Origin of the sequence: Pseudoalteromonas sp. Z1A6 (assembly GCF_011378745.1) — a bacterium.
GTDB lineage: Bacteria > Pseudomonadota > Gammaproteobacteria > Enterobacterales > Alteromonadaceae > Pseudoalteromonas > Pseudoalteromonas arctica.
On record NZ_WTKW01000119.1, the window covers coordinates 1 to 11,654 of the forward strand.

Genomic DNA, 11,654 nt, shown 5'->3' on the forward strand with positions numbered 1-11,654 from the left:
GTATTAAATTTATTTGTATGTAATTTGTAAAAATATGGGATTTACTTGGTTAACTTATTGGTTGACAAAAAAGGTGTATGGTAATACAGTTTTTGCATACCAATTGGTAAGTTGCTTGGTTTGAGTGAATACAATGTATTGGTAATTAATCAGAGTTACGTTTTGCACAGGTTAATTTATAAATAACTCAAGCTTAAAGTTACTCTACAAATTGAAACAAAGACACAGCGTATTTTAGAGTAGATTTTACTTGTTCTTATAAAAGTATGCGCCACATATTTAGGAGTTATTCATGTCAAAACCAGTCATCGGTTTCATCGGCTTAGGCTTAATGGGCGGCAACATGGCCGAAAATTTACAAAACAAAGGCTATGAGCTAATTGTTATGGACCTTAGCAAAGATGCGGTTGCAGCATGTGTTGCTAGAGGCGCAAAAACAGCAAGCACTGCTAAAGAGCTAGCTGAAGGTTCAGATATTGTTATGTTTTGTCTTACAACTTCTGCCGTTGTAGAAAAAATCATTTATGCAGAAGACGGTATCCTAGCGGGTATTAAAGAAGGTGCAGTATTAGTTGATTTTGGTACTTCTATCCCATCATCTACTAAAAAAATTGGTGCTGATTTAGCAGCTAAAGGCGCAGGCATGATTGATGCTCCTCTTGGTCGTACACCAGCACATGCTAAAGATGGCCTTTTAAACATCATGGCTGCAGGCGATATTGCTACATTCAATAAAGTTAAACCAGTACTGGAAGATCAAGGTGAAAACGTTTTCCATCTTGGCGAGCTAGGTGCAGGTCATACAACTAAGCTCATCAACAATTTCATGGGCATGACTACAGTATGTGCTATGTCACAAGCATTTGCAGTTGCAGAGCTTGCTGGTGTTGACCGTCAACAACTTTTTGACATCATGTCGACTGGTCCATCTAACTCACCGTTTATGCAATTTTGTAAAAACTATGCAGTTGATAATGTTAGTGACCTTGGTTTCTCGATTGCTAATGCAAACAAAGATTTAGGCTACTTCCTACAAATGGTAGAAGACCTAGGTACTGAATCAAAAATCGCTGAAGGTTCATCAGCTAACCTACAAGCAGCGTTTGACGCTGGTATGGGGCAAGGTAACGTTCCTGAAATTTTTGATTACTTCAAAAAGTTAGAAAAGTAATACTTCTCGACCTTATTGAGCGCTTTAGGCTTTTAGCTTAAGGCGCTTTAACACACATGACACCAATTGACTAAAGTCTTTGTGCAATGTCAGCTTTTTAAAATTCTGATGAAGCACTACTTTCAGTCACAACGAAAAAGAGTTAACTATGCGTTTGATTAACACAATAAAGCTTAGTCTAGTTCTCATCGGTTGCATATCCACACAAATAGCGGCCAAAGATTATTTTGTAGAAAGTAAACAAGCTTTTAATGATATCGCAGCTAATCTAGTTGCTGGCGACAAAGTAGTACTTAAAAATGGTACTTGGTCTGACTTCGAAATCCTACTTGAAGGCCAAGGTACAAAAAACTCTCCTATTTTATTGACCGCTGAAACTAACGGCAAAGTAATTTTATCGGGTCAATCTAACCTAAGACTTGCAGGTAAATACCTTGAGGCTTCTGGCTTAGTATTTAAAGACGGCTACACACCGAGCTCAGCTGTAATAGAATTTCGTAAAAACAAAAATGAATTAGCCTACAACTCACGAGTAACAGAAATTGTAATTGATAATTACAGTAATCCAGACAAACGAGAGTCTGATTATTGGGTTGCATTATATGGACAACATAACCGCTTTGATCATAGTCATTTAGTTGGCAAACGAAATAAAGGCGTGACAGTTGCTGTTCGTTTAAACACTCAAGCAAGCCAAGAAAACTATCACCGTATAGATAATAACTATTTTGGCTACCGTCCAACTTTTGGTTCAAACGGTGGTGAAACACTTCGTATTGGTACTAGTCATTACTCATTAACTGATTCACATACATTGGTAGAAAATAACTACTTTGAACGCACCAATGGTGAAGTAGAAATTGTGTCGGTTAAGTCAGGTAAAAACATCCTTCGTAATAACGTATTTTATGAAGCGCGCGGTACATTAACGCTGCGCCATGGTAACGGTAACCTAATAGAAGAAAATATATTTATTGGTAATGGTGTTGACCACACCGGTGGTATCCGCGTTATCAATAAAGACCAAATTGTAAGAAATAACTACCTACAAGGTCTAACAGGGTATCGTTTTGGCAGTGGTTTTACTGTGATGAACGGCGTACTAAATTCATCTATAAATCGTTATCACCAAGTTGAAAATGCGACAATTGAAAACAACACATTTATAAATGTGCGTCATATTCAACTTGCCGCAGGTAGCGATGCTGAGCGTAGCGCTGCACCTAAAGATAGCGTAATGAAAAATAACTTAATCATAAATCAAGATGGTGAACAGCCATTTACAACATTTGATGATGTAAGCGGGCTGGTACTAAGTAACAACATTGCTGATACAAAAGTACTTTCTGAGCTAACGTACGGTGTAAAAAAAGAAAAAATCACGCTTAAAAAAGCAAGTAATGGTCTACTTTACCCAACATCTAAAAGTTTAAATGTAGGTGCAAAGCGCGATTTAAAAGTACTTAAAAAAGAAGATACCGGTGTTAGCTGGTATGCAAAAGTACCTGCTTTAGTTGATTTTGATTCTGGTAAGACACATTCTGTTAAAGCTGATGTAAGTGCATTACTAGATGCTATTGATAATGCACAGTCGGGCGATGTTCTAGAACTAGCGCCTGGCCAGTATGATGTTTCTAAACTGGTTAAAATTGATAAAACGTTGACAATTAAAGCGAAGCAGAACACAAAGTCTAAACTTACTTTTCAACGTTCTACCTTGTTTGAAATACATGATGGCGGCAGCTTAAAACTAGATGGTTTATCTATTTCAGGTGAAAACGCGCCAGATGCAATAGGTAACAGCATTGTTCGTACGCAAAAATGGGGTATGGTTGATAATTACCGCTTTGTAATGACCAACTCAGAGTTAAATGCTTTAGATATTAATCATTCATTCCATTTCTTTATCACTGGTAAAGGTGCAATGGCTGATGAAATTATTCTTACAGGTAATACCTTTAATACAGTAACCGGTGACATTTTACGTCTAAATACTGAAATTGAAGACTTAGGTGTTTATAACGCGGAATACGTTATTGTAAATAATAATACATTTAATGATGTGCAAGGTGGTGTACTTAAGCTTTACCGTGGTGGTACTGATGAAAGTACATTTGGCCCTCATTTTGAAATGACAAATAACACGCTTAATAACGTTGGCCTTGGTAAGCGTAACAAAGAGCAAGCGAGCATTTATGTTCACGGTGTTCAGGTTACTAATATCAAAGATAATAAATTTGTTAAATCTGCTCCTATTGTTGTAGAGCACACAGTAGGCGAGCCTAAAACTGAAATCTCAGACAATACATTTGATGCAACTAAAGCACCAAGTGTTAAAGAACTAAGAGTTAAAGGCCCACATACAGCAGTATTAAAAAATAACAACATTTTAAATAAGGCAGGGTAAATACTATGTACTTATTAAAATGCCAAACAGGTTTTAAAATAGCGGCTGTAGCAGCACTTACATTACTTACATCATTGGGTGCGCATGCAGCGCACCCAAACTTAGTAATTACTACTGATGACGTAAGTCATATGCGTCAAGCAATAGGCAGCGAAGGTAAATTTTCTACTGCGTTTGAGCTATTAAAAGCGCAAGTAGACGAACAAATAGCTCAACCAATTGCGGTACCTGTACCAAAAGATGGTGGTGGTGGTTATACACATGAACGCCACAAGAAAAATTACCAACTTATGTACAACGCGGGCATTATTTATCAATTAAGCCAAGATGATAAATACGCAAACTATGTACGTGATATGTTGCTTGAGTATGCAAAATTATATCCAACACTTGGTCTGCATCCAAAACGTAAAATGGACTCGCAAAATCCAGGTAAGTTTTTTTGGCAAAGCCTAAATGAAGCAATGTGGCTTGTGTACACAATACAAGCTTATGATCTAATTCATGACTCGTTAAATGCCGATAACATTAAAACAATCGAGGATGACTTACTACGTCCTGTTTCGTTGTTCACATCAGTAGGCCAACCCTCTACATTTAATAAAGTACATAACCATGGAACATGGGCAACAGCGGGTGTTGGCATGGCAGGGTATGTATTAGGTGAACCTGAGTGGGTAGAAAAATCATTATACGATTTAGAAAAGTCGGGTAAAGGTGGCTTTATTAAGCAGCTAGAAATGCTGTTTTCACCACAAGGTTACTATAACGAAGGTCCTTACTATCAACGCTTTGCACTATTACCCTTTGTAACGTTTGCTAAAGCGATTGAAAACAACGAACCACAACGAAAAATCTTTGAATATCGCGATGGCATATTATTAAAAGCGATTGATACGACGATTCAACTTAGCTACAACGGTTTGTTTTTCCCAATTAACGATGCAATAAAAAGTAAAGGTATCGATACTATTGAGTTAGTTAATGGTGTAACGGCAGCATATGGCTTAACCAACGATGCGGGTTATTTAGATATTGCTAAGCAACAAGACCAAATAATTCTCTCTGGTGATGGACTAAAAGTAGCTCAAGCACTTGATAACAACATGGCAAAACCTTATTCGTTTAAATCTGTTGCCTTCGGCGATGGTAATGACGGTAAACAAGGTGCTCTAGTTGTAATGAGAACGCAGGTAGGTTGCGATCAAGCTCTACTATTTAAACCTGCTGCACAAGGCTTAGGTCACGGTCATTTTGATAAACTAACATGGCAATTTTACGACCACGGTAATGAAATTGTATCTGATTATGGCGCAGCACGTTTTTTAAATGTAGAAGCTAAATACGGCGGTCGTTATTTACCTGAAAACGAAACTTACGCTAAACACACTGTTGCGCACAATACGGTAGTGGTTGACGAAACAACGCATTTTAATGCAAATGTTGAAGTAGGAAATAGTAATTACCCTACACTTAACTTTTTCGAAACGAATGAATACGGCACGGTTTCAAGCGGCGAAATAAGCACAGCTTATAAAGGCGTTGATCTTGAGCGTACGCTTGCACTTATTAACTTACCTGAACTACAAAGCACAGTTGCACTTGATATATTTGATGTTGCAGCAAATAAAGCGCATCAGCTTGATTTGCCTTTGCATTATAAAGGTCAGCTTATAGATACCAGCTTTGAGCTAAAAGCGAATGCAACACAACTGTCTGCATTAGGTACTAAAAATGGCTACCAGCATCTATGGCTTAAAGCTCAAGCGCAACCTCAAAGTGGTTTAGCTAAAGTAACGTGGTTAAACGAAAATGGTCGCTTTTATACGCAAACGAGTTTGGTTAAAGGTGATGAGTCTTTCTTGTTTACTCAAATAGGCGCAAACGACCCTGATTTTAACTTACGCAACGAAAACGGTTTTATTCGTCGTGTTGAGGGGCAAAAGCATCATAAATTTATATCTGTATTAGAGCCTCACGGTGAATACAATCCAAGTAAAGAATATACGTTAGAAGCTGTTAGTAGAGTTACAAAGCTTGAATATAGTCAGCAGGGCGATTTAACACTTGTTGAACTTGATATTAAAGGCAAGTCATATTTAGTGGCTATTAATAAAGCACCAACCTCAGCTAAAAATACATTCAATTATCAAAATAAAGAGTTCACTTTAAATGGCCGATTAGGCGTTTATATGATGAACAATAATCAGGAGTAAATAGGATGCAAAAGCAAAGCGCAAACTTTTCATTTGGCAACGAGACCGAAATTGAAGATTTAGGAAATGGTCTAAAACGTCAAATGCTAGGTTATAACGAAGAGCTAATGGCTGTTAAAATTTGGTTTGAGAAAGGGGCTATTGGTTATAACCATGCTCACAGACATTCTCAAGTAACGTATGTTGTTGAAGGTGAGTTCCACTTTAACATTGATGGCGTAACTAAAATCTTAAAACCGGGTGATAGCTGCTTAATCCCACCATTTGCTGATCATGGAGCTACCTGCCCAACAGGCGGAATCCTGATTGATACTTTTAGCCCAGCGCGTGAAGACTTTCTTGAGGATTAATTATGCAACTTAAAGGCTTACGTTGGTGGGTTATAGCGCTAATTGCGCTAGCTACCATTATTAACTATATCGACCGTCAAGCACTTAGTGTGCTTTGGCCGGACATCGTTGAAGATTTATTTCCTGATGAATCAGCGCTAGAACGCAAACAAATATACGCTAATATTTCAATTGTGTTTGTATTTGCTTATGCATTTGGTCAAGCCATATTTGGTAAAATATTTGACTGGGTAGGCACACGCTTCGGTTTTGTTTTATCGATAGGTGTTTGGTCTATTGCAACCGTTGCACATGCATTTGCACAAGGTGTGCTTAGCCTTAGTATTTTTCGCGCAATCTTAGGTGTAGCAGAAGCTGGTAACTGGCCGGGCGCAGCTAAAGGTAATGCTGAATGGTTTCCTACTAAAGAGCGTGCCTTAGCACAGGGTATTTTTAACTCTGGCGCTGCTATTGGCGGTATTATTGCTATTCCTTTAATTGCTTATTTAACTATCTACTTTAGCTGGCAAATGGTGTTTGTTTTTGTGGGCGTATTAGGTTTTCTTTGGTTAGTGCCTTGGTTAATTTTGGTTAAAGCGCCGCCTAGCTCTCATCCTTGGCTTACTGCCGAAGAGCGTGAATATATCTTAACAGGTCAAAGACGTGTTGATGATAATGGCGATGTAACAGGTGAAGACGAAGAAGAATATAACCCTTCAACTGCTGAGTTACTTTCTCGTAAGCAAAGCTGGGGTGTAATTATTGCCTCTGCTGCGATTGACCCTATTTGGTGGTTATTTGTTTTTTGGATACCTATTTACCTAAACGAAGTATACGGCATGGATGTTAAGTCTATTGGTATATATGGTTGGGTACCTTATGTTGGCGCTATGTTTGGTGCTTGGTTTGGTGGCTTATTAGCTCAAAACCGACTCAAAGCCGGTTGGAATACAGATAAAACACGTAAGCTAACTATAACGCTGGGCTGTTTAATTATGTTACCTGCGTTACTTGCAATGGCAAATCCAGGCGGACCAACGACAGCGGTACTAATTATGGCTGTTATATTATTTGGTTTTCAAACTGCAATTGGTAACGTGCAAACACTACCAAGTGATTTGTTAGGCAAAAAAGCTGTAGGTACATTATCAGGTTTCTCTGGTATGGCGGCAAAACTTGGTGCTGTAGGCCTTACATCGCTTGTGCCTATTCTTACTGCTGATGGTAATTATACGCCAGCATTTGTTATTGGTGCTTCTTTAGCCATTATAGCAATGGCAGCTGTTTGGATTTTAATTCCAAAAATAGAACCTCTTAAAAAGCCTCAATAATCTAGATAATAACTGCTATGCCAACATGTTTTGTATAAGCGCATAGCAGTTAACTACATAGGGTAACTTCCAAGATGAAAAATATTTACTTTATCGGTGAATGCATGGTCGAGCTTAGAGCTATGAGCGCAGCCACACTACACCAATCATTTGCAGGCGATGTTTATAATTCTGCAGTGTATTTAAAACGTTGCTTCCCGCAGGTTACTACTTCGGTTGTTACGGCTTTAGGTCAAGATAATTTAAGTAAAAAAATGCTAGAACGCTTTGAAAGTGAACAAATAAATACACAACTCGTATTTGCTCACGATACCAAAGTACCTGGCATGTATTACATAGAAACCGATGAGCATGGTGAGCGTAGCTTTATTTATTGGCGTAATGATTCTGCAGCTAAAAAGGTTGTTGATTTTTTAGATGCTGATGCACTCGAGCAGCTTAGCCAAGGTGATATGTTTTTCTTTTCAGGAATTTCATTAGCAATAATTGAAAAAAGTGCACGTGAGCATTTTTGGAAAGTTGTAAAGCAGCTCAAAGATGCTGGGGTTAAAATAGTTTTTGATCCTAACTACAGAGCGCGTTTGTGGAATAGTGTAGAGGAAACTAAAGAGCAATATCATTTAGCTTTTACGCTTGCAGATATTACCCTACCTGGCGTTGAAGATTTAACAACACTTTATGACGTTCATAGCGTAGAAGCGGTTGTTGAATATTTAAAACCTTACCAAATTGAAGAAATTGTTGTTAAAAATGGCCCTGAATCGGTAGTGACAAAAGAGGGCAATACTCTTCAAAGCCACACTATAATACCGGTAACAAATGTTGTAGATACGACATCCGCAGGCGATGCTTTTAACGGTGTTTACTTAGGTGCTCGTTTATCTGATAAACCAATTTCGAGTGCTGTACAACTTGCTGCAAAAGCCGCCGGTGCGGTTATACAACAGCCAGGCGCTATTGCTCCAAAAGATATATTTCAGCTAGCAATGGTTGAAGCTGGTATCTGATACCAATTTTATTAAAAACATGATCACCTTAGCGTATTAAATAACTCACTAACTACGTTAAAAATTATTTATATAGAACAACTATGTATCATAATTTTAGCCTTGTTATTGAGCTATTTTCTTGTCGCTATAATAGCTCATTAATTTAATGCAATTGGTATAACAAAATAATTAACCTGAACTCTGGTTAAGAGATTTACTAACATATTGAATCATGGTGATATTTAAAATTATTTTCTCTAGCTAGAGATTTTCAGTGAAAACAAGGCGAATTTACGCGTCAATAGCGGGCCTATTGCAAGTAAATTCAACGCAGTTAGCGCTGAAAATAGCTGCTTGAGATAGATTTATTATCTAGAGTTCAGGTTAATCAAACATTAAAGGCCGCCATACCTCGGCCGCATTACTTTTTATAAAGGAACAACGTTATGACTCGCTTTTCTGAACTTATGTCAGGACAAACACTGCTACCTATAATTCAAGCTGATACGCCAGAGCAAGGTGTTCAAATAGCGAAAGCTATGGCTAACGCTGGCCTTACTTTAGTTGAAGTAGTACTAAGAACAGAGGCTTCTTTAGAAGCATTAAAAGCTATTAAGGCACAAGTGCCAGAGCTAAAAGTCGGTGCGGGTACAGTCATAAATACTGACATTTTAGAGCAAGCACTTGAAGCGGGTTCTGACTTTATTGTAACGCCAGCGGTTTCTCCTGCATTACTTACAGCACTTGCTAAATGTAATGTGCCGGTACTTCCTGGTGTATCAAACACCGGTGATATTTTAATGGCACTTGAATATGGCTTTGAAGAGCAAAAATTATTCCCGGCTTCGCTTGCCGGAGGAGCACCTTTTGTATCAGCTGTGTCGTCAGTATTTAGAGCAGTCAGCTTTTGCCCTACAGGCGGCGTTAGCGAAAGTAACAAAATGGACTATCTTTCTTTAAATAATGTATTCGCCGTTGGCGGTACTTGGATAGCGAAAAAAGAGTGGGTTGAACAAGAAAATTGGCAAGCAATTACTGATTCTTGTATCCAGGCTTTAAAATAGAAAGGATTTCATAAATGAATTATTTAGCCCCAACAATACTGCCAGGCGTAATCGTTGGCGATGAAGTAAGTGCTGTGTATGAACATGCGCGTACTAATCAATATGCGTTGCCAGCGGTAAATGTTGTTAGTACAACATCTATAAATGCAACGCTAGAAGCTGCTAAAAAGAAAAACTCGCCCGTTATTATTCAGCTTTCTAATGGTGGAGCTCAATTTTTTTGTGGTAAAAGCTTATCTTTACCAGAGCAACAATCAGCAGTGCTTGGGGCGGTAAGTGCTGCAAGATATGTACATTCAGTGGCAGCACATTATGAAGTAGCAGTGATGCTTCATACTGATCACGCAGCTAAAAAGCTACTACCTTGGATTGATGGTTTGCTTGATGAAGGTGAAAGACACTTTGAACTGACTGGCAAACCACTGTTTAGCTCGCATATGATTGATTTGTCAGAAGAGCCTTTAGAAGAAAATATCGAAATTTGTGAACGTTACTTAACGCGTATGGCAAAAATAGGTATGACGCTTGAAATTGAGCTTGGCTGCACGGGCGGCGAAGAAGACGGTGTTGATAACTCACACCTAGACAGCTCTTCTTTATACACTCAGCCTGAAGATGTTGCATTTGCTTACGAACGTTTAAGTCGTATTAGCCCTAATTTTATAATTGCAGCGTCTTTTGGCAATGTTCACGGTGTATATAAGCCGGGTAACGTTGTTCTTACACCAACTATTTTAAAAGATTCACAAGCTTACGTATCAGAAAAATTTAATCTACCAAGCAACTCAATTAACTTTGTATTTCATGGTGGTAGTGGTTCTGAGTACGATAAAATTGCAGAGTCTTTAACCTATGGTGTAGTTAAAATGAATATTGATACCGATACGCAATGGGCGTGTTGGACAGGTATTTTAGACTACTACAAAGATAACCAAGCATACCTACAAGAGCAAATTGGTAACCCTGATGGGGATGATAAGCCAAACAAAAAATACTATGACCCTCGCGTATGGTTGCGTCATTCAGAGCAAAGTATGGTTGCAAGACTAGAGCAATGCTTTGACGATCTAAATTGTGTAAATAGGTATAGCGCATGAAAAGACTAAATACAGTATTAAAAGAAGACGGTGTAGATACCGATCTTATTTTACTTATTCGCACAATTTTAGCGACCAGTAAAGAAATTGCTTTTCGAGTAAGCCAAGGTGAATTAGCCGGTGTTTTAGGTTCAACATTGAATGAAAACATCCAAGGTGAAGTTCAAAAAAAGCTAGATGTAATTGCAAACCAACTACTTAAAGACATACTACTTGACGACAGCAGCGTTCGATCAGTTGCATCAGAGGAAGAAGATCATGCGGTAGGTGGCCATCCTGAAGGTAAGTTTATTGTTGCTTTTGACCCACTAGATGGCTCTTCTAATATTGATGTTAATGGGCAAATAGGCACTATATTTACTATTTACTTAGCCCGTGATGATGTTGCCTTCGACAGCGACGAGCAATTTAGTCAGCCTGGTGTAAATCAAGTATGTGCAGGCTATGTGTTATACGGCCCTTCATCATTACTTGTAATGAGCACTGGCGGTCCAACGCGTTGTTATACATTAGATTCAACGCATGGCGGTTATCTACTGACAAATAAGCAGTTAAGTGTGCCAGAGCAGAGTCGTGAATTTGCCGTTAATATGGCTAACTACCGTTATTGGGACGAACCGACACAAGTGTATTTTGATAAATTGCTTTACACCTGTGAAAGCTTTGAAAAAAGCTCAATGCGTTGGAATGCAGCGATGGTAGGCGACGTTCATCGTATTTTATGCCGAGGCGGGTTATTTTTGTATCCGCAAGATAAACGCAGTGGTAACGATAACGGAAAAATAAGACTGCTTTATGAAGCAAACCCGTTAGCGCTTTTAGTTGAAAACGCAGGTGGTAAAGCAACCTCTAGAGGAACGCGTATTTTAGATATTGCGCCAACTAGCTTGCATCAACGTGTGCCTGTTGCTTTGGGCTCAAATGAGCCTGTAGAGTTTTATAATAACGCTATTTTATAAACCAGTACTTAATAAAAAAGGGGCAAGAAAATAGCCCCTTTTTTACCCTTATTTTTCATTCTCTCTGTAAATAATCCTTTTTATACAAACT

At 38.4% G+C, this 11,654-nt stretch carries 9 protein-coding genes; all 9 read left to right on the forward strand.

The features are described from left to right. The first annotated feature begins 292 nt into the window (after positions 1 to 292). A complete protein-coding gene (locus tag GQR46_RS09445) occupies positions 293 to 1,171 on the forward strand; it encodes an NAD(P)-dependent oxidoreductase (RefSeq protein WP_008170302.1) in 879 nt (292 codons plus the stop codon). A 148-nt stretch (positions 1,172 to 1,319) separates the two neighbouring features. Next, a complete protein-coding gene (locus tag GQR46_RS09450) occupies positions 1,320 to 3,578 on the forward strand; it encodes a polysaccharide lyase 6 family protein (RefSeq protein ID WP_165740801.1) in 2,259 nt (752 codons plus the stop codon). Positions 3,579 to 3,583: 5 nt separating this feature from the next. Continuing rightward, positions 3,584 to 5,794: a heparinase II/III family protein gene (locus tag GQR46_RS09455; protein WP_165740802.1), complete on the forward strand. Its 2,211-nt coding sequence runs from the start codon at positions 3,584 to 3,586 to the stop codon at positions 5,792 to 5,794. Positions 5,795 to 5,799: 5 nt separating this feature from the next. Further along, positions 5,800 to 6,144 carry a cupin domain-containing protein gene (locus GQR46_RS09460; RefSeq protein WP_002962963.1) on the forward strand — a complete coding sequence of 115 codons (345 nt, stop codon included), beginning with the start codon at positions 5,800 to 5,802 and terminating at the stop codon, positions 6,142 to 6,144. 2 nt (positions 6,145 to 6,146) lie between these two features. Next, positions 6,147 to 7,454 (forward strand): MFS transporter, encoded by a 1,308-nt coding sequence (locus GQR46_RS09465; protein ID WP_007585328.1) that lies wholly within the window; start codon positions 6,147 to 6,149, stop codon positions 7,452 to 7,454. 74 nt (positions 7,455 to 7,528) lie between these two features. Then, positions 7,529 to 8,461 (forward strand): sugar kinase, encoded by a 933-nt coding sequence (locus GQR46_RS09470; RefSeq protein WP_165740803.1) that lies wholly within the window; start codon positions 7,529 to 7,531, stop codon positions 8,459 to 8,461. A 428-nt stretch (positions 8,462 to 8,889) separates the two neighbouring features. Next, the gene (gene eda / locus GQR46_RS09475; protein ID WP_007585331.1) at positions 8,890 to 9,507 is read left to right on the forward strand and encodes a bifunctional 4-hydroxy-2-oxoglutarate aldolase/2-dehydro-3-deoxy-phosphogluconate aldolase; all 618 of its coding nucleotides are present in this window, start codon (positions 8,890 to 8,892) and stop codon (positions 9,505 to 9,507) included. Positions 9,508 to 9,521: 14 nt separating this feature from the next. Further along, on the forward strand, positions 9,522 to 10,604 hold the full coding sequence (gene fbaA, locus GQR46_RS09480) for a class II fructose-bisphosphate aldolase (RefSeq protein ID WP_007585332.1): 1,083 nt from the start codon (positions 9,522 to 9,524) through the stop codon (positions 10,602 to 10,604). Continuing rightward, positions 10,601 to 11,563 (forward strand): class 1 fructose-bisphosphatase, encoded by a 963-nt coding sequence (locus GQR46_RS09485; protein ID WP_010555334.1) that lies wholly within the window; start codon positions 10,601 to 10,603, stop codon positions 11,561 to 11,563. The genes fbaA and GQR46_RS09485 overlap by 4 nt, the downstream gene beginning before the upstream one ends. The last annotated feature ends 91 nt before the right edge of the window (positions 11,564 to 11,654 follow it).

Excerpts from the sequence above, each read along its gene's own strand:
- GQR46_RS09460 (WP_002962963.1), top strand. The coding sequence starts at position 5,800 with ATGCAAAAGCAAAGCGCAAACTTTTCATTTGGCAACGAGACCGAAATT.
- GQR46_RS09450 (WP_165740801.1), top strand. The coding sequence starts at position 1,320 with ATGCGTTTGATTAACACAATAAAGCTTAGTCTAGTTCTCATCGGTTGC.
- GQR46_RS09470 (WP_165740803.1), top strand. The coding sequence starts at position 7,529 with ATGAAAAATATTTACTTTATCGGTGAATGCATGGTCGAGCTTAGAGCT.
- fbaA (WP_007585332.1), top strand. The coding sequence starts at position 9,522 with ATGAATTATTTAGCCCCAACAATACTGCCAGGCGTAATCGTTGGCGAT.
- GQR46_RS09445 (WP_008170302.1), top strand. The coding sequence starts at position 293 with ATGTCAAAACCAGTCATCGGTTTCATCGGCTTAGGCTTAATGGGCGGC.
- GQR46_RS09485 (WP_010555334.1), top strand. The coding sequence starts at position 10,601 with ATGAAAAGACTAAATACAGTATTAAAAGAAGACGGTGTAGATACCGAT.
- GQR46_RS09455 (WP_165740802.1), top strand. The coding sequence starts at position 3,584 with ATGTACTTATTAAAATGCCAAACAGGTTTTAAAATAGCGGCTGTAGCA.
- GQR46_RS09465 (WP_007585328.1), top strand. The coding sequence starts at position 6,147 with ATGCAACTTAAAGGCTTACGTTGGTGGGTTATAGCGCTAATTGCGCTA.
- eda (WP_007585331.1), top strand. The coding sequence starts at position 8,890 with ATGACTCGCTTTTCTGAACTTATGTCAGGACAAACACTGCTACCTATA.